Genomic DNA, 25,916 nt, shown 5'->3' with positions numbered 1-25,916 from the left:
CCCCTCGCCGGGCAAGAACCGAACCCCGTCGCCGTCCGCATGACCTCGTCCGATCGCAACCCGCAGCGCAGCCAACAGAGCCTCTTCGACGAAGCTCCGTGGGAGGCCGACGACATCGAGCTGCGCACCATCGCGACGATCGTTTTCCCGACCGGGCCGGCGCAAGAATTCGATTACATCGTGCCCGACGCTCTCCTGGCGACGCTTCAGGCGGGCTGCCGCGTAAGCGTTCCGTTCGGGCGAGGCGATCGTCAGGCGCAAGGCTACTGCGTGCGTGTCGAAACGAAACCGATCGGCACGCGGCGATTGAAAGAGATCGCCGAGCTTGTCGACGACGTGCCGCTGCTGCGACCGACGATGATGCAACTCACCCGTTGGATGAGCGAATACTATATTTGCGATTGGGGACAAGTACTCGAATCGGTCGTGCCGGCCGGCGTTCGCGATGCCGCGGGGACACGTCTTACGACGATGCTTTCGTTTCCGCCGGAGCAGCGAGGCAAGCTCGCCGATTGGAAGTTGCCGAAGAAACAGTTGCAGATCATGGAGATTCTCGAAGCGACGACGGAACCGCTAACGCTGCAGCAATTGCTCCGCGCGGCGCATTGCACGGCGGGCCCGATCACGGCGCTCCGGCGTCGCGGCCTGATCCGATCGCAAGCGGTTCGCTTGAGCACGACTGATGTCAGCGAAGCCGTTGCTGAGCAAGAAGCAAATCACGAGTTGAACGACGACCAACAACTTGCGCTCGACTCGATCCTCGCGCCGCTCCGCGCCTCGAAACATGAGACGATCCTACTGCACGGCATCACCGGCAGCGGCAAGACGGAAGTTTATATCCGCGCGATTCAAGAGGTCGTCTCTTACGGGCGACAAGCGATCGTGCTAGTGCCCGAGATCAGCCTGACGCCGCAAGTCCGCGAGCGTTTTCGTGCCCGCTTCGGCAACGTTGCCGTGCTGCACAGCCATCTGACGAACGCGGAACGGCATGCCCATTGGCAGCGCATCTCACGCGGAGAAGTGTCGGTGGTCGTCGGAGCAAGAAGTGCCGTCTTCGCGCCGACTCCCCATCTCGGGCTGATCGTGCTCGACGAAGAACATGAATCGACCTTCAAGCAAGAGACCGCTCCGCGTTATCATGCCCGCGATGTGGCGCTGTTTCGGGCGAAGTCGGAGAACGTACCGCTCGTGCTCGGCTCGGCGACGCCGTCGCTCGAGACTTACTATCGGGCCAAGCTTGGGGAGTTCCAACTCGTCGAGATGCCGCGCCGTGTCTACAACCGGCCGTTGCCCGACGTGTTGACGGTCGACCTGCGCCACGAATCGCAAGAGCACGGCTACCGCGGGGCGATCAGCCGACCGTTGCGCAGCGCAATGGATCAGGCATTGCGCGACGACGGCCAAGTGATCCTGCTGCTTAATCGCCGCGGCTACTCCACGCACATCCAATGCCCGACGTGCGGCGAGCCGCTCAAGTGCCCGAATTGCGACATCTCGCTGACGCATCATCGCCGACTCGATCAGGCCTTGTGTCATTATTGCGATTACGAAATCCCGACGCCGCGCAACTGCCCGAGTTGCCATAGCCCCGAGATTCGCTTCGGCGGTTACGGCACGGAGAAGTTGGAAGCGGAAGTCCGCTCGCGATTCGCCGACTACCAATGTCTACGGATGGATACCGACAGCATGCAGAAGCCCGGGAGCCATGAGAAGGCGCTCGGCCGGTTTCGCGACGGCGAGGCGCAGATCTTGGTCGGCACGCAGATGATCGCCAAAGGTCTCGACTTCCCGAACGTCACGTTGGTCGGCGTCGTCAATTCTGACACGGCGTTGCACCTGCCCGACTTTCGCGCCGCGGAACGGACGTTCCATCTGTTGGTGCAAGTTGCCGGGCGGACGGGGCGCGGCGAGCGCGGCGGTCGGGTGCTGGTGCAAACTCTGAGTCCCGATCATCCGGCGATTCGCGCCGCGGCACGACACGACTACCGGCTGTTCGCCGAAGAGGAATTAGCGAACCGAAAAGCGTGGTCCTACCCGCCGTTTACGAGCATGGTGCGCATGGTGGTGCGCGGGCCGCGAGAACCTGTGGCGAAGGAGTTCGCTCTGCATTTCGCCAAGCTGCTGCAAGAGGCGTTCGAGACCGACCGAATCGGGGCTCGTCTGCTCGGTCCGGCCCCCGCTCCGATCGCCCGGTTGCGCGGGCTGCATCGATTTCATCTCCAGGTTCAATCCGAAGACGGCCCAGCCCTGCACGCCGCGATCAAGCGGGTGTTGCCGAAACTCGCCCCGCCCGACGATGTGCAATGGATCGTCGACGTCGACCCGTTGGACATGCTCTAACCGGCGATTCCGCTACCGCCGGCGGCTCGGAAACGGCGGATTTCGCGGTCGCCTGAGCTTCGCAGACCGTGGTTCCCGACGGGCATTCAGCATTCCGTATTCCCCGCGCAGTATTTAGAATGCCGCCATGAGTTATCGCTCCTTCAAACGGGTTCTCGGCGAAACGAGCTTGGAGCGGAAGTGCCGCTTCTTGTTCGGCGCCAGCTTGCTCGTGCTCATCGCGGCGAGCTTCTTCGTCTACGGCCGACGCACGGAAGATCTCGTTTATCAAGAGAATCCGACCCGGGGCCGGCTGCTCGTCGACACGATCTTGGCTCTCGTTCACTGGGAGAAGATGGAAGCGAATGAAGACTTCAAGCCGGTCATCCGCGACCTGAGCAAGACTTGGCAAGTGAACAAGTTCGACCAGAGTTTCATTCGGCCCGACAAGGTGGCGAAGGGGGATCAACAGGTCGACGAATTCGAGCGAGCGTTCCTTCGCCAAGCGGTTCAAGGACTCACGATCGACGCGACCAAGGCGAATACAGCTCTGCCCGACGATGAAAAGAAGGTCATTAAGGAACAGCGCTTCGTCGACGGGGGCCGGCGATACGAATACTTTCAAGCGGTGTATGCCGCGCAGAGTTGCGTCGGCTGTCATCGCGCACTCGACCCGACACGCGAACTCTTCGACGGCGACCTGCTGGCCGTCGCGAAGATCAGCATCGAGAACAGCTCGACCCAGCGGAAGGTGAACGAGAACCGCGCCGTGTTGTTGGCTTGCGCCATCGTCACCGTGTTTCTGGCGATGGTCGCATCGTGGGTGATCGTGCGGTATGTGATCGTGAAGCCGCTCAAGCACTTGCGCGACGTCAGCGACGAAATCAGCTTGGGCAACATCACGCAACGAGCCGACATTCACACCGGTGACGAATTCGAAGCCCTCGCGACGGCATTCAACCGCATGTTGCGGCATTTGGTCGATACGCAGCATGAAATCCGCAAAACCAACGAAACGCTCGACGCCAAGGTCGACGAACTCGCGCAGCTCAACATGCGGTTGTTCGAGCTCAATCGCCTCAAGAGCGACTTCCTTGCCACGATGAGCCACGAATTGCGCACGCCGCTCAATAGCATCATCGGCTTCAGCGAAGTGCTCGGCTCGATCGCCTCGCTCGACGATAAGCAGAAGCGTTATGTCGTCAACATTCAAAAGTCGGGCAAGGTGCTGCTCGACATGATTAACGACATTCTCGACCTTGCGAAGATCGAGAGCGGCAAGATGGAGCTTCGACTCACGGAGTTTCCGATCGCGCACGTCGTGAGCGCCCAGTGCGATTCGGTTCGCCCGTTGAGCGAAAAGAAGAACATCGATCTCAACGTCGACATCGCCGCAACCGACGAGCCCCTCTATCAAGATCAGAACAAGCTCCAGCAGGTGTTGAACAACTTGCTGTCGAACGCGATTAAGTTCACGCCCGAAGGAGGGCGGATTCACGTCGTGGCGCGGCGCAGCGGCGACGGCATGCTCGAGATGGTCGTCACCGATACGGGGGTCGGCATCGCGGAGTCGGACCAAGCGGCGATTTTCGAGAAGTTTCGCCAAGGCACCACGATCTCGTCCGCGGGCGATGCGATGACCCGCGAGTATTCCGGCACCGGTTTAGGACTTTCGATCGTGAAGGAACTTTGCAAGTTGCTCGGCGGTGAAATCACGCTGCATAGCGAACTCGGCAAAGGCAGTGAGTTCACGGCGCGCCTGCCGTGGCGCTATCGCGACCCTCGCCACGGCCCGACGCTCGGCGACTCGATCGACGGCCTAACGCTGGAAGCAATGGCGCGTGAGGATGCCGTTTCCAACGGAGCTTCCGGCCCCGCGCATTCGATCGCCCCCTCCCCTTCCCTCGGCATCGGCGATCCGTAAGAATCGCCGAGCGTCCGCTTCATCGCTTGCATAAGCAAGATCGTGGCGACGCCTCGCCGTTCTCCTCTCGCGGATCTTTCGCTTATGCCTGCTGCCGACGCCGATCCCAAACCGGAAGTGATTCTCTATACCGACGGCGGTTGCAGCGGCAATCCCGGCCCCGGCGGTTGGGCCTTCATCCTGATCCACCCTGCCTCGGGCAAGAAGATCGAACAATCAGGCGGAGAAGCCGAAACGACCAACAACCGCATGGAGCTCCAAGCGGTCGTCGAAGGCTTGAAGACGCTCAAACGGCCGACGCATGTCGAACTGATGACCGATAGCGTTTACGTCGGCAAAGGGTTGAGCGAATGGATGCCGAAATGGAAGTCGAACGGCTGGCGACGCAAAGAGGGTACGAGTTGGAAAGAGGTGAAGAACGTCGACCTCTGGAAACTCCTCGACGCGCTCTACAACGAACACTTCGTCAAATACACGCGCGTTGCCGGCCATAGTGGACATCCGGAGAACGACCGCTGCGACGAATTGGCCGTAGCGGCGTATCAGAAGTTTCTCCGCCGCTAGGCGCTCACCGCGCGCTCATTCATCTCCGCATGCCGTGCCGCGCTCATTCGCCGGCGCGGCTCTTCTTGTACCAATCGCCGCGCAGCCAATCGACGAGCATGTCGAGCTCTTGCGGCGTGAGTTGGTTGTTCTTCGGGTTCGCCCGATCTTTCGCGAACGCCGGCATCCGGTCGTTTTGATCGGCATAGAAGCGCTCGTGCGCAGGGTTGGCGATCAACTCGCGCAACCATTCCTTCGAGCCGTAGCCGGTCAGGTCGGGAGCGGTTCCGAGTCCGCCGGCGCTGCCGAACTTGTGGCACGCGGCACACGCATCGTCGGACGCGAGCACCTTACGCCCTTGTTCCAACAGCGCCTTGAGCTGCGCACTCGACAAGTCTTTCGTCTCGACGAGCATCCGACCCTCGATGCCGGCCTCGGCGGCCAAGGCTGCGGAAACGGCGCGCACTTCGTTTGCAATCCGTTCTTGCTCGGCTTTATCCTTGCCTTGGGTCGAATAGTTTTCGTTTACCCAGGCGACCATACTTTCGTCGCTCGGCGGCTCTTTCTTGGCGGCGAGTGCCTTGGCCTTCCGCTCGGCGGTTCCCTTCGTGCCGTGCGCGGTCAGGCCGAAGTAGTCAGCCATGTCGATCCGCTCCGGATTCAAGACGCCTGCGATCCACGCCGAGGAGCCGAAATCGTAGAGATTGGGGGCCGAAATCGATTTGGAGATGATTCCGGACAGAACTCCCTTGTCGTTCTTATACGACCAATTGTGGCAGGAAGAACACTTCTCGCGAAACAGTCGATAGCCTTGCGTCTTGGCATCGGTGCGCAGCAAGGAGACCGCTCCGGCCGCGGGAATTCCACGCGGTCCGCTCACTAGCTCCACGGCCCGATGTGCTTCTTCGTCGGCATCGCGCACGGCACTGAGATAACCTTTGGAGGCTTCGAGCTTCTCCTGTGTCTTCTCGAAGCCGGGCAGGAAGTTCGCGTGTCGATTCACGCCGGCCATGTTGTCGTCGAACCAGGCCTGCGCGGTAAGGAAGCCGGCGCCCCCCATCAACACGAAGAGGAATAGGATGTTGAATCGGTGTCCGAGCTTCCAATGACCGAGGATCGGCATCAAAAACAAAAAGCCCATCACTGCGCCGGGAATATACAAAGCGCCGATGCGCTCCATATCTTCGCCGTGGAAGAACTTCAAAAACTGAAACAAGAACAGGAAATACCATTCCGGTCGGGCGGCGGAAAACTTGTTCGAGGGATCGGCCGGCGCCGTCAGATGGGCCCCGAGATTCGCGCCTGGGTTTGCCTTGGCGGTCTCGATGTCGACATGCCCGAAGATCACCGGCATGAAAATGCAGAACAACACCACCAGCAACACGGCCAAGCAAGCGACGGCATCTTTCAGCACTTGGTCGGGCCAAAAGTAACAATCTTTCTTCGGGTTCAGCGTCTTAGGGTGAATGCCGTGTTTGCGGAAAATCGCAACGTGCAACACCAGGAAACCGACCAAAAGCGCCGGCAGCACGCCGGCATGCAACGCGAAGAAGCGCGTGAGCGTGTGATGGCCGTAATCGCTGCCGCCGACCACGAGCTTTTGCGTCTGCTCGCCGACGAACGGCACCAAGCTCATCAAGCTCGTCGCCACGCCGGTCGACCAATAGCCGCGCTGATCCCAAGGGAGCAAGTAGCCCGTCAGCGCCAGCCCGAGCACGATCTGCATCAGGATCAAGCCGAGCCAGAAATTAAACTCGCGCGGCGCGCGGTAAGCCCCGTCGATGACGACTTGAAACAAGTGCAACACCAGCAACACGACCATCGTCTGGGCCATGTAGTGGTGCAGGCCGCGCAAGAGCCAGCCGAACTGCATATCGTGCTGGATGTAGTAGACGCTTTCCCAGGCCGTTTGACTGCTGGGGCTATACGCCATCCAGAGAAACAGCCCGGTGATCATCTGCACGGCGAACGCGAAAACGAGCGTGCTGCCCCAGACGTAGCGCCAACGCGCTCCGCCCGGCACGCGCTCGAACAGCGCCTCGTGCAACAAGGCCGTGATGCCGGTCCGATCTTCCACCCAACGGTATAGCGAGTTCATGTCTTAGGGGTCTTCTTGGCCAAACCGGGCTGAAAGTTCTGAAAGACGACACTGACGTCGTAGCCGCTTTTGTCGGAATTAGGCTCGGTCTTGCAAACGAGCTCGTCCATATCGCGAGGCGATACGCACGGCATGATGCGGCTGCCGTCGCCGTGAAACGCACTCGTATGGCAAGGGCACAGGAAACTGTAGCCCCCTTCGCTTTGGTTGACGTCGACGAAGCAGCCGAGATGCGGACAAGTCGCATTCAGCGCTTTCACTTCTTTCGTTCCTTTGGGAACGACCAGGTAGACGGAGCCGATCGGCTCGTTGGGATACAGGTTCCAAGCGTCTTGGCGATTGGCCGAAATCTTATAGATGCCGATCAGCGCGTCGCCGTTCGTCGCATCAGGGATGGCATCCAGCGATGTGATCGGCACGGCGGAAGCGGCGGGCTTCTTCCGCCGCAAGGGATCGAAATAGACGAGCGCACCGGCAGCCAACGGCACGAGACCTACGACGCCGCCGATCGCCGCCGCGAAGAACTCCATCAGAAAGCTGCGCCGCGGCGGCTCGCCGGCGGTCGACATGTGCGACGGTTTGGTGGATCCGGACGGCGATTTTTTATCGTCCACGGCTCATTCCTCGATCGATATTAGCGATGAAACGCGATACGCGGTTACTCAACTTCGAGTAAGCCGAATCAGAGCAACCCTACGGCAATGCACGGCGGAAAAAGAGAAGCGATACGGCGGACATGAAGCGGTGGCGGGAATCGTACGCGGCGGGAATTTTAGGCGATCGCGGCATGTCCGTCGAGGGTTCTCGCAGCGCGAGTCCGTAGAGACGGCAACCTTCGATCGCCTGGGTGAAATTATCGCATCGCCGCTTTCACGGCGTCAAGCACTTTGGCTTGCGCAGTTTCGAACGGACCACGCACGGTTGCTCCGGCCGCGGCCTTATGACCGCCGCCGCCGAACTGCTCCGAAACCTTGCTGCAATCGACCTTCCCGCGACTTCGGAAACTCACCTTAAAATCGCCGCTCGCTTGTTCGACGAGAATCACAGCCGCCTCGGTGCCGGCGACTTGGAGCGTCAGGTTAATCAGGTCTTCCGTGTCCGAAGGAAGAGCCCCGGTCGCGTCGAAGTCTTCGCGGAGGATGCGTGTATGCACGAGTCGGCCTCCCAGTTCGGCCGTCGTTGCGGCGAGCGTTCGCCCTTGCAGTTGGAGCTTCGCCAAGGTCATTTGCTCATATAGCCAACCGTAGATTTGCGCCGGCCGTGCGCCGGCCGTGATCAATGCCGACGCGCAATCCAGCGTGAGCGAAGAAGTCGAACCGAAGCGGAACCAACCGGTGTCGGTCGCCACGGCTGCGAACAACGGCATCGCGATCTCCGGTGTTAGTTTCACGCCGAGCTCGCGCGCCGCGTCGTACACCAGCCGACCGGTTGCTTCGGCCGTGACGTCTTTGAACGGCTCCGCTCCCAGATCGTCTTCGCTCATGTGATGGTCGAGCACGATCTTCTTCGCCGTGCTTGCCCGAATGACGTCGGACATCGGCCCGAGCTGCGCCCAGGCGCTCGTATCGAGAATCATGATCGTGTCGATCGATTGCAACTGCTCGATCGTGCGATCGACTCCGAGAGCGCGAATCTTCTTGGCGGGATCGATGAACGCCAGATTCGGCGGCGTGGCTTGCCCGTTACAGATCACGACTTCCTTGCCGAGCGCTTCCAGTACGCCGCACATCCCCAACTCGCTCCCCAGCGCATCGCAATCGGGCCGAATGTGGCTGACGAGCAAGAAGCTTTTCGACGTACGAACGACTTCTACGAAGCGTGACCAATTAATCATTGTGTTGCCGAAACCGTGAAGGGTTTGAAACGAAGCAAGATTTCTACCGAGCCGTGTCGTCGAGCGGTGTCGCAAACCGATCGGCGGCCGCGGCGACCAACTCTTTCGTCCGGGCGATGTCTCTTTGCAATTGAGCCTTCAATACCTCGACGCCGTCGAACTTTTTTACTTCGCGCAGCGGCGCAAGAAAATCGACTTCCAAAAGCGTACCGTAAAGATTGCCGTGAAAGCCGATGAGATGAACTTCGATCTTCACCGCTTGCTCGCCGAAGGTGGGATTGGGCCCGATGTTGATCGCCGCCGGCCACGCCTCGGTCCCGACGATCGCTCGTCCCGCGTACACACCCGGCCCAGGGACGAGCGTATCGACGCCGTCGACGTTGGCGGTCGGGAAACCGAGCTTCGCGCCGCGCGCTGCGCCATGCCGGACGAGGCCGCGAATCCGATAAGGGCGAGTCAGCAACCGGCCGGCTTCGTCGACTTTACCCGTCGACACCAAGCGCCGAACGCGCGAACTCGACACCACCTCCCCATCGAGCAACACCGGATCGACGACGTCGAGCGCGATCCCCGCTTCGGCGGCGAACTGCGCGAGGACGTCGATCGTCCCGGTGCGGTCGTGACCGAAGCAGAAGTTGGCCCCTTCGATCAGGGCCCGAGCCCCCAGCGCATCGCATAAGATTCGATCGAAGAACTCGCGCGCCGTGAGCCCGAGCAACGCCTCGTCGGTCGGGTACGCGACCACGGCATCGATGCCGAGCTCGGCCAAAAGCTGAACTTTGCGATCGAGCCAAGTGAGCGGCATCGGCGCCGATCGCGGGCGGAGGATCCACGCCGGATGCGGATCGAACGTGAATACGACCGCCGGGCCGCCGAGCCGTTGCGCTTGCTCGCGTAAGTTCTGCGCAAGACGAGCATGCCCCCGATGCACGCCGTCGAAGTTGCCGACCGACACCGCTCCGCCCCGCAGATCGGTCGAAAGTTCGTCGAGGTTGCGGAGCAATTTCACTTCGTTCGTTTCTCCCCTGAGAAAAGCTCATGCAATTCTCACGATCGGCGACGTAGCAACCCGAAATTATCACCATCTCCGAGAGGCGGTCAACCGCTGCACGAGTCTCGCAGCGACCGCTCGACCGAACGGCCCCACCTGCAAGCGAATCGTCTGTTATGCTATGCATACGCCCTTCGGAATGCAGGTTCCCGACTCGATCTTCGCACGTTCCCGCAAAATTCATCGCCCCCACATGACTCGCTCCCCCGACCAACAACAAATCCTTCTTTCGCCCGATTTGTCGCATCGCTTAGCGGCGATCGATATCGGCTCGAACAGTTTGCGCCTCATCGTGGCCGAGGCGCTGCGCGACGGCAACTACCGCGTGATCGACGAAGAAAAGGAAACGACGCGACTCGCAGGGAAGCTCAGCTCGACGGGCAAGCTCGATCCCGAAGCGGTCGAACGCGCCGTCTCGGCGTTGGCGCGCATGAAGCGCATCGCCGAAGGTTCGCAAGTACAAGAACTGCGCGTCATCGCCACCTGCGCCGTGCGCGAGGCGGAAGACGGTGAAGAGTTTCGCAAGCGGATCAAGAATGAGGTCGGTCTCGATATCGAAGTAATCTCCGCGGAGCAAGAAGCGCATCTCGCGTTCTTCAGCGTCGCACGCGGTTTCAAGCTCGAAGGAATCGACGCTGCGATCGCCGATATCGGCGGCGGCAGCACCGAGATCATTCTCTCATCGGGCAACATCGTCGAAGCGGTTTGCACGACGCCGCTGGGAGCGGTTCGGCTTACGGAAATGTTCGCGAACGCCGACGGCCTGATCGATGACGAATACTCCCGCATGTCGGCTTGGATCGATCGAGAACTCCGCCGCCGTACGAAGCACGCAATCTTACGGCCCCATCTGCTCATCGGCTCGGGCGGCACCTTCACCTCGTTGGCCGAAATGGTCGCGGCGGCGAAGGGGCAGACCCTTTCCAACGTGCGCGGCTACGAAGTGACCCGCGCCGAAGTAAGCCATTTGGCCGATCGACTCCGCAAGATGCCGCTCCGCGCGCGAAAGAACATGCCGGGCCTGAGCCCGGATCGGGCCGATATCATTCCGGCCGGCGTCATCATCATCGATCGTTTGATGCAGCACTTCCAAGTCAACCGCGTACAGATCCACGACCGTGGCGTTCGCGATGGTTTGTTACTGACGATGATCGACCGTTCGCTCGGTCGACCGAGCGAGAACCCGCACGATCAAGAAGCGGCGATCGAGCGATTCGCCGTAAGCTGTCGGACCGATATCGAGCACGGACGCCAAGTATCGAAGCTCGCGGGCATGATGCTCTCGCAATTGATCGGCCGCTTCGATCTCACGACGAAAGACCGCCCGATACTGGAAGCCGCCGCGCGGCTGCAAGACGTCGGCTATCTGATCAATTACGATCAGCATCATAAACACAGCTACCATCTGATTCTCAATAGCCGACTCGCCGGCTTTTCGCCGCACGATCTCGAACTCATCGCCAACGTGGCCCGCTACCATCGCGGTGGCCTGCCGAAAAAGAAGCATGGGCACTTCCGCCGACTGGCGAAAGAAGATCGCAAGCGCGTTCGCAAACTCGCGGGCATCTTGCGCATCGCCGGCGGCTTAGATCGGAGCAACAGCCGCAATGTGCAAGCGATTCAACTCGCAGGCCAAGACTCGGCGCTCGCGCTGCATGTGTTCGCGAATGAAAACCCGGACGTCGATATTTGGGCCGCGCAGCGCCGCACCGAACTATTCGAGAAAGCATTCGCCACGACGCTCACGATCGATTGGCACGATCCGAATCGTCCGGCATCCGGAAAGGTAGCTGCAAGCCCATCGACGACGACGGACGGGCCGAACGCCCCGACACCAAGCACGACGCCGACGCCGGATACGGAACTCGACCCTCAGCACGAGGTCCGACAAAGTGACGCACCCGTCATTCCCGTAACTGATTCGACTGCAGAACCTGCGGCTTCCGCGTCGCCGGCGAAAAGCGCAAAGCCGCGAGGATTAAAGTCTTCCAAGCGAAAGGCGAAAGGAACTTAAAAAGGCTGGGCACCTCTCGCCGAACCGAATCTTTCGTTCGATTAATATCGGTTGTTCTTCCTGGCCTTTGTCGAGCCGGTCATAATAATACGTTATGGAGTCATGGGTTCGGCGCGTCCATCGCAAGCGCCGCGCTCTCCGATATCGCCTCCCCGCCCCTACGCCTCCCTGCTCCGAATCATCATGAAGTTGGTTCTCATCTCGCTCGCCATCGTCGGCCTCGCCGGCGGCGGTTACTGGTTTTTTAAGCCGTCCGAACAGCAAGGGACGGCCTATCGCACGGTCCCGGCGACGCGCGACGATTTCGTCGTCGCGATCAACTCCACCGGCACGATCGAGCCGGAAGAAGTCGTCGACGTCGGAGCCCAGGTCGCGGGACGAATCGTGGCGTTCGGCAAAGAAGCTCACGGCACGAAGACGATCGACTACAACTCCGAAGTCGAGCCGGGAACCGTGCTCGCGTTGATCGACGATGCGATATATCGCGAAGAGGTCAATTTGGCTAAGGCGCTGGTCGCTAAAGCCAAAGCGCGCTACGAACAGATGGTGTCGCAAGTCACGGAAGGGACCGCCAACGTCGCTCGCGCCGAAGCCGACTTAAAGCAGCTTGAAGCCAAGGTCACGCAAGCCGGACGCGATTGGGAACGGGCCAAAAAACTGATCAAGACGAACGTCGTTTCGCAGCAAGAATACGACACCTATGAAGCGCTGAACGATGTCGCCGTTGCCACGCTGGCCGTCGGCAAGGCGGCGCTCGGGCAAGCCATCAGCACGGCCGAAACTCGCAAGGCCGCGGTATTGGAAGCCAAGGCCGATATCGATAGCGCGCAAGCCTCGCTGAATCGGGCCGAGCAAAACTTGAGCTATACGACGATTCAATCTCCCATCAACGGCGTGATCGTCGATCGGCGCGTGAATATCGGACAAACGGTCGTCGCGAGCCTCAACGCTCCGAGTTTGTTTCTCATCGCGAAGGATTTGAAGCGGGTCGAAGTCTGGGCATCGGTCAACGAAGCCGATATCGGGCGTGTTCAGACCGGCCAAAAGGTGACGTTCGGCGTCGATGCCTATCCCGGCGAAACATTCATGGGCTCCGTCCGACAAATCCGCTTGAACGCTTCGATGACCCAAAACGTGGTGACATACACCGTCATCGTGAGCGTCGAAAACTCGCAAGGAAAACTAAAGCCCTACCTCACGGCGAACCTGCAATTCGAAGTGATGCGCAAAAGCGGCGCGTTGCTCGTGCCGAACACCGCCTTGCGCTGGAAGCCGAAGACCGAACAAGCGTCGACGGAGCGCCGCACTTCTACGGGCGAATCGCGAAAAGGAAAATCGAACGTGTGGATCTCCGAAGGTGGAGTCGCACGACCGGTCGAAGTGACGGTCGGCGCTACGAACGGCACCCTCTCCGAAATCACGGCCGGCGACTTGAACGAAGGGGCCGAAGTGATCGTCGGCGAGTCGAGCGGAAAAGTCGCTACGGCCGCCGAAGTCAATCCGCTCACGCCGCGGATGTACAACGGGAAGAAAGAATAAGCGATGCCTCCGAGCAAGCCGGCGGCGGCCGTGAATGAAGCGCTGATCCATCTCGAAGACGTTCGCAAGACCTATGTGCTCGGCGAAGTCGAGTTGCCCGTGCTCAAAGGGGTCTCGCTCAATATCCGTCAAGGAGAGATGATCGCCTTGATGGGGGCTTCCGGCTCCGGCAAGACTACGCTGATGAACTTGCTCGGCTGCCTCGATCGACCGACCTCGGGACTCTACGAGCTCGACGGCGAACGGATTTCGGACTTAGATCGTGATCAACTCGCGCGAATTCGCGGTCGCAAGATCGGCTTCGTGTTTCAAAACTTCAATCTCTTGGCCCGCACTTCGGCCGTCGACAACGTGATGATGCCGCTCGAATACGGCGGCTCGCGCATCTCGACCGCGGCGGCTCAAGAGCGGGCGAAGATGCTGCTCCACCGCGTCGGCCTCGGCGACCGATTGGATCACGAGCCATCGCAAATGTCGGGTGGCCAGCAGCAACGAGTCGCCATCGCGCGGTCGCTCATCAATCAACCCAAAATTCTTTTAGCCGACGAACCGACGGGCAACCTCGACTCGAAGACGAGCAAAGACATTCTCCGGCTGTTTCAAGAGCTGAACTCCGAAGAAGGGATCACGATCGTTCTCGTGACGCACGACCAAAACGTCGGCAATCATGCGCATCGGATCATCCTGATGCGCGACGGCTTGATCGAAGGGGATACGCCCGTGGATGCCGATTTCGTCGCGGAGGAGCACCACGCATGATGCTCTTTTGGGACACCCTCCGGCTCTCGATCAAATCGCTCACGCGTAATCTGATGCGTTCGTTGCTCACGATGATCGGCATCGTCATCGGCGTGGCGGCGGTCATCGCGATGATGGAGATCGGGCAAGGCTCGTCGAAGCAGATTCAAGAAACCATCGCGAGGATGGGGGCCAACAACCTCATGATTCAGCCGGGAGCGGCGGCCAGCGGAGGCATCAGCCTCGGCGGCGGCTCCTCGACGACCCTCACGCTCGAAGATGTCGGAGCGTTGCAGAACGAATGCGGTGAAATTCTCGATAGCTTCGCGCCGGTCGTACGCGCACGCACGCAGCTCGTCTACGGCAACAAGAATTGGGTGCCGTTCTATCTCTACGGCTCGACGCCGTCGTATCTCGATGTGCGCGAATGGGACATCGACGAAGGGGCCTGCTTCAGCGAACAAGACGTGCGCAACGGCGTCTCCGTCTGCTTGATCGGTCAAACGATCGTGCGCGAAGTCTTCGGCGGGGAATCCCCGATTGGGCACGACGTGCGGATCAACAATCAGCCGTTCCGAGTGATCGGCACACTGACGCCGAAAGGGGCCAACATGATGGGCCTCGACCAAGACGACATGCTCATAGCTCCTTGGACGGCGATCAAATACAAGGTCGCCGGAACCTCGGTCGCGAATACGAATCAAAGCGTGCCCGACCCGACGGACACGGCCAATGCGGTCAATACGCTGAACGAGCGTTATCCGAGTGCGCTGATTCCGCTCTATCCGGTGCCGTCGACTTCGCAGATTGCTAACAACCCGCAGATCGACCGGATGACGAACGTCGATTTGATCTGGGTACGCGTTTCGAAGCACGTCGCGATGCCGGGAGCGAAACGGCAGATCGTCGATGTGCTGCACCGGCAACATCGCATTCGTCCCGGCCAGGCCGACGATTTTAATATCCGCGACATGACGGAACAAAACGCCGCGCTCGGCAGTTCGGCGCAGATGATGGGAAGCTTGCTGCTCTTCGTCGCGCTCGTCTCGCTGCTCGTCGGCGGCGTCGGCATCATGAATATCATGCTCGTCACCGTGACCGAGAGAACGCGCGAGATTGGGCTGCGCATGGCGGTCGGAGCGCGGCCGCGCGACATCTTGCGCCAGTTCCTGATCGAGGCCGTGATCCTATGCTTGCTCGGAGGGGCGTTCGGCATCCTCTGCGGCCGGAGCACGTCGGCGATCTTTCGGACCTTCTTCCGTTGGCCGACGGAGCCGTCGTTGCTGGCCGTCATCGCGTCGGTCAGCGTCTCCGTGATCGTCGGGATCGTCTTCGGGTATTATCCCGCTTGGAAGGCTTCGCGGCTCGATCCGATTCAAGCCCTGCGCTACGAATAGCCGCGCGGCTTCACGCCGGCCGGGTCAGCTCGCGAATCGCGCTCGGCAAATGCCGCAGAATATCCGTCGGCAGCAGCGATGGCTCGCCGACCTCGGCCGCTGCCAAGTCCCCTGCCCGACCGTGGATGAAGACTCCGAGCCGCGCGGCGTCGAACGGCTCGAACCCTTGGCACAGCAGACCGGTGATGATGCCGGTCAGCGTGTCGCCGGTGCCGCCGGTCGCCATGCCGGGATTGCCCGTCCGGTTGACGTAGCTGCGCTCGCCGTCGGTCACGACCGTCTGTGAGCCTTTCAGCACGATCACCGCGCGAGTTCGCGCCGCTAACTTTACGGCTTCGTCGACGAAGGCCGCGCGTGGGCCCGGATCGCGACCGCCGATCAAGCGGCGAAATTCACCGGGATGCGGCGTTAGGATACGCGCCCCTGGCGCGCCGGCGAACACGTCGGGCTGATCGGCGAGGGCGTTGAGGGCGTCAGCGTCGAACACGGCCGATTTCAAGAACTCGGAAAACAATCGCGCAACGAAGCGATTCAACTCTGCCGAACGCCCGAGCCCCGGCCCGACGGCGAGCGCCGTGGCTTTCGCACCGAGTTCGAGGACGCGCTCGATCGCCTCGCCGGCGATGCGCCCTTCGGCATCTTCGACGAGCGGCACCGTCATGTACGACGGCTCGTAACCGGCGACGGTACTCAGAATCGATCGCGGCACGGCCAACTGCGCGAGCCCCGCGCCGACGCGCAACATCGCCGTTCCCGCAAGACCAATCGAGCCGGCCATGCCGACCGATCCGCCGACGCACAGGCCCGTACCGAAAGTCCCTTTGTGGCTGTCCGGCTTGCGCTTCGAGAAGCGGGGGAAATCCGGCGGTAGTTCGTGCGGCATGGAGAACGCCCTGCTTAATCGCGGCGGCTGCGCGAAGCGATGAGACCGGCGAGATAGCCCCCTTTGAACCCGGCGTCGATGTTGACGACCGTTACGTTCGCCGCGCAACTGGTAAGCATGCCGAATAACGCCGTCATGCCGCCGAGGCTCGCTCCGTAGCCGATGCTCGTCGGCACCCCGATCACCGGACAATCGACATGCCCGCCGACGACGCTCGGCAGAGCCGCTTCCATGCCCGCGACCACGACCACGGCGTCGGCACCGCGAATCTCGGGGAGTCGCGCGATCAATCGCTGCGGCCCGGCCACGCCGACGTCTTGTATGAGGCGGACATCGGCCCCCATCCAAAGAGCCGTTTCGTAGGCTTCTTCGGCGACCGGTAGATCGCTCGTCCCGGCGGTGACGATCACGACGCGACCGCCGACCGACTTCGACGGAATCGTCGTGGGGGCTGCTTGCGGAATGCGGAAGATGCGAGCCGTGGCATTGTAGCGCCCGGCGGGAAAGCGCTCGCGGAGGACGTCGGCTTTCGCCGAATCAACACGGGTCGCCAAAACATCGACGCCGGAGGCGATGAGCGTCGCGAAGATCTTCTGCAACTGCTCGGTCGTTTTTCCTTCCCCGTAAACCACTTCCGGGAAGCCGCAACGACGCGTCCGGTCGAGATCGACCTGCGCATCGCCGAGATCGGCGACGGTCGAAGCCGAGGCTGCGGCGAGAAAGTCTTCGATGCCGAGCGAGCCGGCGGCAAGTCGTTCGGCGAGGTTTCGCAATGAGTTCGAGGTCATGTGATCCATCGTAGGAAGTTGTCGCGACGACGCGAGGGGGGCCGATCTCAGGCAACGGTCGATCAGCACCATGATCGGCCCACGACATTACGGAATCGTAAGCATCTGGTCGATGACGGGGAACCGACACGATCGGTATCTCTACCGCATCTTGACTTCGCAGCATTCAGCGAGTTAAATTGTCGCCCAAACTCGAACGGGCATAAAGGGTTGTGCAAGATCGTCCTAGAGACTCTTCTCGGGAGCCAACTGGCGTTTCCGTGCGGCGGCGATTACGATCTTGGATTACCTAAAAATGGTCCGCCATTCCTCGCTGAGTTCCTTTTCAGCCGGCAATTCCCTTAGAAGTCTGACGCGGAGAACGAAATGACAGATTCCCCGACCGGCGGCGAAGTATTCGACGAAAAGAAAATTCGACGCTTGATCGAGTTGATGAACGAACACGACCTCAACGAAATCGATCTTCGTGAAGGAGACGTTCGGGTTCGCCTCCGCAAGCGCGGCGAGACGTTCGTAAGCGGCCCGCAACCGATGGCGGCGAGCCCTGCTCCGGCCGCGGCTCCCGTCGCCGCGGCGGCGGCTCCCGTCGCCGACAACTCGTCATCGAAGCGATGAAGGTGTTCAACGAGATTCCGGCCGAAGTGACCGGCAAGGTCGTGGCGTGTCTCGTATCGAACGGTTCCCCCGTCGAGTTCGGACAGCCGCTCTTCAAGATCGACCCCAAAGGCTGATTCCCTCGAAGAACTTAACCGCTTAGGTTCGTAAATGGGAAACGAAGCCGCGAGGGGATTCCGCCGCCGGCTCTCGTTTTCTCTTCGCTCGTCGAAGCTCCGTCGCTCTCGCATTCACGCCTGCCCACGTCCCAGAGTCGGTATCCGATGTTCAAACGAATCCTGATCGCCAATCGCGGCGAAATCGCCTTGCGAATCATGCGCGCCTGTCGCGAGATGGGGATCGAAACCGTCGCGATCTTCAGCGAAGCCGATCGGGGCGCGCAGTATCTTGAAATGGCCGACGAAGCCTATTGCGTCGGGCCGGCGAAGTCGAACCAAAGCTATTTGAAGATCGATCGAGTGATCAGCGCCGCGGAAGTGGGAGGCGTGCAAGCGATCCATCCCGGCTTCGGTTTTCTTTCGGAAAACGCGCATTTCAACGAAGTCGTCCGGAAATGCGGTTTCGAATTCATCGGCCCTTCTCCGGAAGCGATGCGGCAGCTCGGCGATAAGAACACGGCCAAGCAATTGGCGAAGAAGGCGAACGTGCCGTGCGTGCCGGGAAGCCAAGGCTTGATTCCCGATGAAAACGAAGCGGCGAAGATCGCCGCGGAGATCGGCTACCCGGTGCTGATCAAAGCCACGGCCGGCGGCGGCGGGCGCGGGATGCGCGTAGCGGCCAACGAAGCGGCGATCAAATCGGCCTTCAACCAAGCACGCACGGAAGCCGAAGCGGCGTTCGGAAATCCCGAAGTGTACATGGAGAAGTATGTCGAGAACCCGCGGCATGTCGAAGTGCAGGTGATCGCCGATCATCACGGCAACGTCGTGCATCTCTGGGAGCGCGACTGCTCGACGCAACGCCGCCACCAAAAGATCATCGAAGAAAGTCCCTCGCCGTTTCTGAAGCCGGAGACGCGCGCCGCACTCTGCGAAGCGGCCGTGCGCATGGTCAAAGGTGCGAGCTACACCAACGCGGGCACCGTCGAGTTCATCGTCGACAAGCATCAGAACTTCTACTTCATCGAAGTGAACGCCCGGATTCAGGTCGAGCATCCCGTGACGGAAATGGTGACGGGCATCGACCTGATCAAGCAGCAGATCCGTGTTGCGGCGGGCGAGAAGCTGCCGTGGTCGCAAGCCGAAGTCGTTGCGAAGGGGCACTCGCTCGAGTGCCGGATCAACGCCGAAGATCCGGCGCGAAACTTTCAGCCGTCGCCGGGCAAGATCACGCAGATGTATGTGCCCGGCGGTTACGGCGTGCGATTCGATTCGCACGCGCATGCGGGATACGTCGTGCCGGCACACTACGACTCGATGATCGCGAAGCTCATCGTCCATCAGCCGACGCGGGCCGATGCGATCGCCAGCATGAAGCGCGCCTTGCGAGAATTGCGCATCGAAGGGATCAAGACGACCGTGCCGCGGTTGCTCGACATCCTCGAACATCAAGCGTTCGTGAATGCGGAAGTCGACACCCGATTCATCGAACGGACTTGGACGTAGAGCACGACAGTTTGAGCAATTCCTGGTGAGTCGCCGATAATGACGGCCCCGACAGAAAGTACCTTGACGGCGGATCAGCACCGTAGGGGGTGGTTTCCGGTCGTGTGGCAGGTCATTACATTTTCAATGCTATTTTCGGTTTGTGCGTTCCTTTCCACTCGAAACCGGGATGGCAAGCTGTTCTTTTTCTTGCAGTCTTTCGACGATCGTCGGTATCGCTTATCTGTGGACCGCGGTGAGATCGGCTCCTGAAGGAATTTTGCGGCGTCCGTTATGGTTTTGTATTCCGACAGTGGCACTACCGTGGCTCCTTGTCGAGTGGACATCGGACATTAAAGAATTTTCCGCGATGATCTATCCGGTAATACCTTTCTATTTGTTCCTATTGAATCTCGTTACCTTTCTATTGACGTGGTGTATTCGGCATCCCGCCCAACGCTGATTAGACCATCGTCGGCTCAATCGACTGTCGGCATTCGATGAGTTTCCATTTTTCAACGTTCCGTAAGAGTCAATCGCATGAGCCTCCAATCGCCACGCACGCTGACGACATCGATCAAGAAGGTCGCCATTCTCTTCGCGGGGGGGCCTGCTCCGGGTGCCAACGCCGTGATCTCGACGGCCGCCGCTTCGTTTTTGCGTAACGGAATGGAAGTGATCGGTATTCGTCACGGCTACTCCGGCCTCGTGGAATACGGCCCGAACAACCCGATGACCGAAGGCAAAGACTTCATTGCGCTGACGCACAAAGTTTTGCGTCGGACGCGGAGCAGCCAGGGGATCATCATCGGCACGGCGCGCACGAACCCCGGCAAGCGCATTTCGCATCCGAGCCATTTGCAGGACGCCGAGCGCTCGGCTCCGCTCAAGACCGTCTACGAGGCGTTGGTTTCGCTAGGTGTCGACGCGCTCGTTTCGATCGGCGGCGACGACACCTTGAAGACCGCCAATAAGCTCCAGATGTATCAACGCACCTTGCCCGCCGGAAGCAAGCAGATTCCGGTCGTGCATCTGCCGAAGACGATCGACAACGACTATCTCGGCATCGACTTCACGTTCGGTTACTTCACCGCCGTCGAGACGCTGGCGAGCGAGGTCCGCAACCTTTTGGCCGATGCCGAAGCGGGCCGCAACTACTTCCTCGTCGAGTCGATGGGGCGTAGCGCCGGTTGGCTGGCCTACGGAGTCGCGATCGCCGGGGAAGCGAGCCTGGTCATTAGCGTCGAAGACATTCATGACAAGTACCGGTCGCAAGAAACCTATAAAGACGAGGAAACGGGCGAATCGAAAACGCGCGACGTCATGAACGTCGACGAGGTCATTCGCCGCATCGTGCGCACGATGCTCGCGCGCGATCGCGAAGGGAAAGAGTTCGGAGTCATCGTCGTCGCCGAGGGCTTGGCGGAGCTCTTGCCGCAACGCTTTCTGGCGGGGGTCTCGCGCGACGATCACGGGCACATCGCCATCTCGCAATTAAACCTCGGCCGCACCCTCTCGAAGCTCATTGCCGACGAGTACAAGAAAGCGACCGGCGGCAAGTCGCGAAAGATCGTCGGTTTGCAGTTAGGCTACGAGGCGCGTTGCGCCCGGCCGCACGCTTTCGATGTCATGCTCGGGAGCCAGCTAGGCGTCGGAGCCTATCGGGCGCTCGTCGAGAAGGGGCTGAGCGGCGTCATGGTTTCGATCACCGGCCAATTCGCGCTGCACTTCGTACCGTTCGAGCAGTTGGTCGATCAAGAGACGCTGGTAACGACCGTCCGCTTCGTCGAACGAGATTCCGACTTCCACCAACTCGCCCGGTTCTTAGAAACCTATATCAACGAAGAGCCTTCGAGGTAGCGGAGGAAGGGGTCAGGGGTCGGAGGTCAGGGATCAGTTTGGAAGAAGGCTTTTCCTACTGACCACCGGCCACCGAACACTGACCACTGCGCTTAGATCGCTTCTTGGCCTCGTTCGCCGGTGCGGATGCGGATGCAGTCGTCCATCGGGAGGACGAAGATCTTGCCGTCGCCGATTTCTCCCTGGTTGCCGCTACGGCCCCCTTTGATCACGGCCTGAATCGTCGGCTCGACGAATTCTTCGTTCACGGCGATCTGGAGCTGAACCTTGCGCAGCAGGTTGACGGAGAACTCGTGCCCCCGATAGAGCTCGGTATAGCCCTTCTGGCGGCCGAAGCCCTGGACGTCCATGACCGTGAGCCGGAAGACTTCGACTTCGGTTAGAGCGGCTTTAACGGCCTCGAGCTTGCTCGGCTGGATAATCGCGATGATCAATTTCATCGTGGAAACACATCCTCGGACTGCGACGCTGGGCGAAAGACGTCCATCGTAGGCAGCCGCGGGATTGCTCACAAGTGCCGCAGCGAAGCCGCTCGCACAGGCCAGTCACGCGTCGAACAGCGAAGTCGGCGGTGTATGCGGGAAAAGACTGCGTATCAAAAAAAGCTGCCCGCGGCAGAGGGCCCTCTGCCGCGGGCAACGCATCGCACGCCCGAGCCGACATTAAGCAAGCACCGTGCCGATCTGCCGGCAAACTCTTACGACGATTCTGCGTCGACCGTGGGAAGCATTGGCACGCAAGCACTTAGCATCGGCGGAAAAGGGAAACCGTTTTTTCAACTGACATAGCCTGCCTCGAAACCGTGCCCGATTTGATCGCAGACGCCGAACAAGAAGCGTGCAGCCGGATGCCGCGATCTTGCCGGGCATCGATGGAAGCCAACGAAAAAAGCCCCGGGTCTTGCGACCCGGGGCCTCGGAATCTGATCGGACAGCGAACGGGTTTGTTTAGAAGAACAAGACCACGTCGGTACCGAAGATGAACTGCGTACCGCTGTTGCCGTCGTCGAACGGCAGCGGACGGGTACCGTTGTTGCCGAGGTCGCCGTTGTACCAGTCCCAACGAGCGTTCGGACGGATCATCAGGTTTTCGGTCGGCTTCCACTTCGGACCCATCGTGATCTGGTAGAAGTTGCCGGCATATCCGGCAAGAGGAGCCGAACGGGTGCTGCCGGTACCGGTATTGAGGTTCAACTGTTGCGTACGGAACCCTTCTTGATCGCGGAACCACTCGAAGTTGGCACCGAAGGCCCACTTCTCGTTGATCGTATAGAGCAAGTATTGGTTCGCACCGTACCACTTAGCCGAATGTCCGTCCGAATTGTTCCCGGATGCGGCAGTCGCATTTTGTTGGGAACCGAAGTCCGATTGGAAAACGTATTGGAGGTTTTCGGTCAACGGCTTCGTGTACACGAACGTGTTCAAGAAGCGCGGGCTTTGGCCCCCCGAGGTCGACGATCCCGATGGTTCGTTCGAGAAGACTTGGACCGTCGCGATGGAAGCACCGCTGTCCAATAAGTAGGTCGAGGTCGTGAGCGCACCGAACGTCGGGTTGTACGAATCGCTGACGTTATCCCAGCCCTTCGTAACACCCGCACCGACCGTCAATTTGTCGGTCATCGTGTAGGTACCGATGATGCCGGTGTGCGTGAAGGGTTCGCCGTATTGGTAAGTATACGGGAGGGCATTGAAGAAGTTGTTCGGCGAACCGACGGTCATGTAACCGACGGGCGACACGAACCGACCGATCTTGACTTTAAGATCGTTGTACGCGAGTTCCGCGTACAAGTTCGGCATACAGAGACCGTAGAAACGGTTGTTGCCGTTCCAGTTCTGGGTGCCGTCGCCTTGCAGTTCCCAGCCGGTTTGGTTGACGAACCGCGACGACGTACCGTACATGGTATCGACGCGCATACCAAGATCCCAACCGTCGCCACCGGTGTCGGTGCTCCGTTCGAGATACATGTACAGTTCGTTCATCTGGTATTCGTTCGAACGATCCGTCCATGTCACCGGACCGTTGTACTTGTCGTGGGGCGACGCCGGATTGGCCGTATAGCTCTGAGCGAGCCAGCCCTTCGCCGTCCATGTCCCCTGCGCGTTCGCACTTCCTGCGCTAATGAGCATGCAGAATGCCGCCCATAATAGCGCCTTCACTGAAATCTTCATGATCGAGATCTCCCGTCCGTGGATAAGGGCCGCCCGGTCGTCCGCCAACGCCCGAGATAAAACACTGTCCGATCCGGCTCGGCCGGCGCTGGGCCGCCTTGCTCGTCGATTCCGTTCGGATATTGTTTGGATCGGTACGTCCGGAGACTCTCATGCATCCGAATGTCTCGAACTTAGCGTCTTTCCCAATGCGGAAATCCCGGCTCCGTTAAGCTGTAACGATCACGAAAACATTGGGGTTCCTTTCAGGGCTGCAAGCATTTTCGCCGCAAAATCCGTTGGGAATTCCGCCTCCCTAAACCTCTGCTCGTTTCGAGATGCGGCAGCCGTAATAAGGCGTTCTGCACGAAAGCATTGGTTGCATTCGTGGCACTGCCACCGCTTGATTGAAAGAGGATGAAGCGACGAACCGCCGGGAACCGGCAGGCGCGAACTCTCTTCCCGAACGCACGAATTGCGTAGTCGCTATTGCTGAATCATTAACGCCGCGGACGCAGCCATCGCGACGGCTCGAAAGAGGTCGCCGTGTAAGGCAGCCGCGTGAGCGGTGCGCAGGCGTCGCGGCCCGGTTCTATTAACGACACGAGTTCTTTTTAAGGAAGCGTGTCGGCGAACATCGCGTCGACGAACGGCACGGGATCGAACAGCGCCAGATCTTCGGCCTGCTCGCCGATGCCGATGTATTTCACCGGCAGACCGACCTGCTTGCGAATCGCCGTGACGACGCCCCCCTTAGCGGTGCCGTCGATCTTCGAGAGTACGATGCCGGTGCATTGCACGGCTTCAGTGAAATGCTTCGCTTGGCTGATCCCGTTCTGACCGGTCGTGGCATCGAGCACGAGTAAGACTTCGTGCGGAGCTTCCGGTATCTGCTTACTGATAACCCGGCGAATCTTCGTAAGCTCGTTCATCAGGTTCGTCTGAGTCTGCAGGCGGCCGGCGGTGTCGATGATGCAAATATCGACCTGCTTTTCGAGCGCCGCTTGCACCGCCTTATGAGCGACGCTCGCCGGATCGCTGCCGGCCGGGCCGGTGACGATCTCGGCTCCGAGCCGACCGGCCCAAATCGTGAGTTGCTCGACGGCCGCGGCACGAAACGTATCCCCTGCGCCGAGCAAGACCTTCTTCCCTTGGCCGACGAACATCTGCGTCAGCTTCGCGATCGAAGTCGTCTTCCCCGCCCCATTCACGCCGCACACCATAACGACGGTCGGGCCCGATGGCGCAAACTTGATCGGTTCGCTCGGTTGCGCCATCAGCGCCTTCAGCTTGATCTTCACATCGGCCACGATTTCGCTCATCTCGACGACGCGGGCCCGAAACTTCGTGCCGATCTCTTCGATGATTTCTTTCGCCGCGGGCACCCCCATGTCGGTCTTCACGAGTGCCGTGAAAAGTTCGTCGAGAAATTTCTCGTCTACCAATCGCCCCTGCGACTTGAACAAGTCGCGGATATCGGTGTTGAGTAGCTTCGTCGTCTTCTTCAGACCGTCTTTGAGCTTGTCGAAAAATCCCATCGGTGTCTCATTCTCTTAGAAGGCGGTTCCCTGGAACCGGAGTGATCCTCGGCGCACCTGCTACCCGAAGATGGATCGGCGGCGGTCGCGTCAGCCGACCGATTTGCGATGTAGCGACATTACCTTGTCGAGGATGCCGTTCACGAATTGCGCCGAGTTCGCGGTACCGTAGCGCTTCGCGAGCTCCACCGCTTCGTTGATCGCAACGGCGCCGGGAGTCGCGGTGTAGACCAACTCGAACGTCCCGAGCCGGAGGACGTTGCGGTCGGTCGCCGCCATTCGTTGCAGCCCCCAGTTTTCGGCCGTGCGGGTCACGTAGTCGTCGAGCTCGGCTCGGTTGCGCCGCACTCCGGCTACGAGCGAACGGGCGAACTCGATGAGTTCCGGAGCGGACAAACGCCGCTTGAGAAACGCATCGGCCTCGCCCGGATTGTGGCCGGGATTCAGGTCGTCTTGAAATAAGACTTGGAGAGCGACTTCACGAGCGCGACTTCGACGGGACATAGGGAGCGAGAGGGGTCAGTGGTCGGGGGTCAGTGGTCAATTGCGGAAACGCCGAAGCGTCGCCCATCCGTCATTATGCCATTTGTCGCAGCAGGGTCGCCATACGCAAGGCCGCTTCGGCGCACTCGGATCCTTTATTACCGACGTTGCCGCCGGCGCGGTGCAGCGCTTGCTCGAGCGTGTCGCAAGTCAACACGCCGAACATCACCGGCACGCCGGTTCGCACGCCGATCTCGGCGAAATGGTGACTGATCGCGGTGTTGATGTGTTGGTCGTGGGTCGTCTCGCCGCGAATCACGGCACCGAGACAGATCACGGACGCGTAGCGTTTCGACTCCGCCGCGCGTGCCGCAACGGTCGGCAGCTCGAACGCGCCGGGAACCCAAAACACATCGACGGCGTCGTCGGCTGCGCCATGCTTACGCAACGTCTCCAAGGCTCCGTTGAGCAAACGCGTGGTGATGTGCTCGTTGTAGCGTGCGACTGCGATCGCCCACCGGGCCGAACCTGCGTCGAGCGAACCTTCGAAAACATTCGGCAT

General features: G+C 60.3%; 22 protein-coding genes. 11 read left to right on the top strand and 11 right to left on the bottom strand.

Features of this window, described 5'->3' with window-relative positions:
- Positions 1–39 precede the first annotated feature (39 nt).
- The 3 genes from priA to rnhA all read left to right on the top strand — a co-directional run bounded on the left by priA (position 40) and on the right by rnhA (position 4,807).
- Complete coding sequence (priA, locus tag K8U03_13615; GenBank protein MCE9605929.1) at positions 40–2,340, top strand: primosomal protein N'; 2,301 nt, start codon at positions 40–42, stop codon at positions 2,338–2,340.
- A 127-nt stretch (positions 2,341–2,467) separates the two neighbouring features.
- A complete protein-coding gene (locus tag K8U03_13610) occupies positions 2,468–4,243 on the top strand; it encodes a HAMP domain-containing protein (protein ID MCE9605928.1) in 1,776 nt (591 codons plus the stop codon).
- 84 nt (positions 4,244–4,327) lie between these two features.
- Positions 4,328–4,807: a ribonuclease HI gene (rnhA, locus tag K8U03_13605; protein ID MCE9605927.1), complete on the top strand. Its 480-nt coding sequence runs from the start codon at positions 4,328–4,330 to the stop codon at positions 4,805–4,807.
- Between the two features lie 43 nt (positions 4,808–4,850).
- Here the strand turns inward: rnhA and K8U03_13600 are convergent, their stop codons facing one another.
- The 4 genes from K8U03_13600 to K8U03_13585 all read right to left on the bottom strand — a co-directional run bounded on the left by K8U03_13600 (position 4,851) and on the right by K8U03_13585 (position 9,727).
- Entirely contained in the window at positions 4,851–6,884 is a 2,034-nt protein-coding gene (locus K8U03_13600) for a cytochrome b N-terminal domain-containing protein (GenBank protein MCE9605926.1), read from the bottom strand.
- Positions 6,881–7,453: a Rieske 2Fe-2S domain-containing protein gene (locus K8U03_13595; protein ID MCE9605925.1), complete on the bottom strand. Its 573-nt coding sequence runs from the start codon at positions 7,451–7,453 to the stop codon at positions 6,881–6,883. The genes K8U03_13600 and K8U03_13595 overlap by 4 nt, the downstream gene beginning before the upstream one ends.
- 284 nt (positions 7,454–7,737) lie before the next feature.
- Positions 7,738–8,718: a DHH family phosphoesterase gene (locus K8U03_13590; GenBank protein ID MCE9605924.1), complete on the bottom strand. Its 981-nt coding sequence runs from the start codon at positions 8,716–8,718 to the stop codon at positions 7,738–7,740.
- Positions 8,719–8,761: 43 nt separating this feature from the next.
- The gene (locus tag K8U03_13585; protein MCE9605923.1) at positions 8,762–9,727 is read right to left on the bottom strand and encodes a bifunctional riboflavin kinase/FAD synthetase; all 966 of its coding nucleotides are present in this window, start codon (positions 9,725–9,727) and stop codon (positions 8,762–8,764) included.
- A gap of 235 nt (positions 9,728–9,962) precedes the next feature.
- Here K8U03_13585 and K8U03_13580 point away from each other — a divergent pair, with 235 nt between their 5' ends.
- The 4 genes from K8U03_13580 (at position 9,963) to K8U03_13565 (ending at position 15,457) form a co-directional block, all read left to right on the top strand.
- Positions 9,963–11,783, top strand: a complete 1,821-nt coding sequence (locus K8U03_13580; GenBank protein ID MCE9605922.1) for a Ppx/GppA family phosphatase — start codon at positions 9,963–9,965, stop codon at positions 11,781–11,783.
- Between the two features lie 183 nt (positions 11,784–11,966).
- On the top strand, positions 11,967–13,322 hold the full coding sequence (locus tag K8U03_13575) for an efflux RND transporter periplasmic adaptor subunit (GenBank protein ID MCE9605921.1): 1,356 nt from the start codon (positions 11,967–11,969) through the stop codon (positions 13,320–13,322).
- Positions 13,323–13,364: 42 nt separating this feature from the next.
- Positions 13,365–14,081, top strand: a complete 717-nt coding sequence (locus K8U03_13570) for an ABC transporter ATP-binding protein (protein ID MCE9605920.1) — start codon at positions 13,365–13,367, stop codon at positions 14,079–14,081.
- Complete coding sequence (locus K8U03_13565) at positions 14,081–15,457, top strand: ABC transporter permease (protein MCE9605919.1); 1,377 nt, start codon at positions 14,081–14,083, stop codon at positions 15,455–15,457. Before K8U03_13570 ends, K8U03_13565 begins: the two co-directional genes overlap by 1 nt.
- Positions 15,458–15,467: 10 nt before the next feature.
- Here K8U03_13565 and K8U03_13560 read toward each other — a convergent pair whose 3' ends face one another.
- Positions 15,468–16,340 (bottom strand): NAD(P)H-hydrate dehydratase, encoded by an 873-nt coding sequence (locus K8U03_13560; GenBank protein ID MCE9605918.1) that lies wholly within the window; start codon positions 16,338–16,340, stop codon positions 15,468–15,470.
- Positions 16,341–16,354: 14 nt separating this feature from the next.
- A complete protein-coding gene (gene larB / locus K8U03_13555) occupies positions 16,355–17,128 on the bottom strand; it encodes a nickel pincer cofactor biosynthesis protein LarB (protein ID MCE9605917.1) in 774 nt (257 codons plus the stop codon).
- Between the two features lie 366 nt (positions 17,129–17,494).
- Between larB and K8U03_13550 the strand changes: the two genes are divergently transcribed.
- From K8U03_13550 to K8U03_13535, 4 genes are all read left to right on the top strand, one after another.
- On the top strand, positions 17,495–17,743 hold the full coding sequence (locus K8U03_13550; GenBank protein ID MCE9605916.1) for a hypothetical protein: 249 nt from the start codon (positions 17,495–17,497) through the stop codon (positions 17,741–17,743).
- Positions 17,740–17,859, top strand: a complete 120-nt coding sequence (locus tag K8U03_13545) for a biotin/lipoyl-binding protein (GenBank protein MCE9605915.1) — start codon at positions 17,740–17,742, stop codon at positions 17,857–17,859. Before K8U03_13550 ends, K8U03_13545 begins: the two co-directional genes overlap by 4 nt.
- Before the next feature lie 147 nt (positions 17,860–18,006).
- Positions 18,007–19,347, top strand: a complete 1,341-nt coding sequence (gene accC / locus K8U03_13540) for an acetyl-CoA carboxylase biotin carboxylase subunit (GenBank protein ID MCE9605914.1) — start codon at positions 18,007–18,009, stop codon at positions 19,345–19,347.
- Between the two features lie 519 nt (positions 19,348–19,866).
- Positions 19,867–21,186, top strand: a complete 1,320-nt coding sequence (locus K8U03_13535; protein ID MCE9605913.1) for a 6-phosphofructokinase — start codon at positions 19,867–19,869, stop codon at positions 21,184–21,186.
- Positions 21,187–21,278: 92 nt separating this feature from the next.
- Here K8U03_13535 and K8U03_13530 read toward each other — a convergent pair whose 3' ends face one another.
- The 5 genes from K8U03_13530 to ribH all read right to left on the bottom strand — a co-directional run bounded on the left by K8U03_13530 (position 21,279) and on the right by ribH (position 25,916).
- Positions 21,279–21,626 carry a P-II family nitrogen regulator gene (locus K8U03_13530; protein ID MCE9605912.1) on the bottom strand — a complete coding sequence of 116 codons (348 nt, stop codon included), beginning with the start codon at positions 21,624–21,626 and terminating at the stop codon, positions 21,279–21,281.
- Between the two features lie 507 nt (positions 21,627–22,133).
- Positions 22,134–23,354: a porin gene (locus K8U03_13525; protein MCE9605911.1), complete on the bottom strand. Its 1,221-nt coding sequence runs from the start codon at positions 23,352–23,354 to the stop codon at positions 22,134–22,136.
- A 593-nt stretch (positions 23,355–23,947) separates the two neighbouring features.
- Positions 23,948–24,871, bottom strand: coding sequence for a signal recognition particle-docking protein FtsY (gene ftsY / locus K8U03_13520; protein MCE9605910.1), 924 nt, complete (start codon positions 24,869–24,871; stop codon positions 23,948–23,950).
- Positions 24,872–24,961: 90 nt separating this feature from the next.
- Positions 24,962–25,375: a transcription antitermination factor NusB gene (nusB, locus tag K8U03_13515; protein MCE9605909.1), complete on the bottom strand. Its 414-nt coding sequence runs from the start codon at positions 25,373–25,375 to the stop codon at positions 24,962–24,964.
- A 73-nt stretch (positions 25,376–25,448) separates the two neighbouring features.
- Positions 25,449–25,916 carry a 6,7-dimethyl-8-ribityllumazine synthase gene (gene ribH / locus K8U03_13510; GenBank protein ID MCE9605908.1) on the bottom strand — a complete coding sequence of 156 codons (468 nt, stop codon included), beginning with the start codon at positions 25,914–25,916 and terminating at the stop codon, positions 25,449–25,451.

The organism is Planctomycetia bacterium (assembly GCA_021413845.1).
Lineage (GTDB): Bacteria > Planctomycetota > Planctomycetia > Pirellulales > PNKZ01 > PNKZ01.
This window is presented reverse-complemented; position numbering and strand designations above follow the sequence as displayed.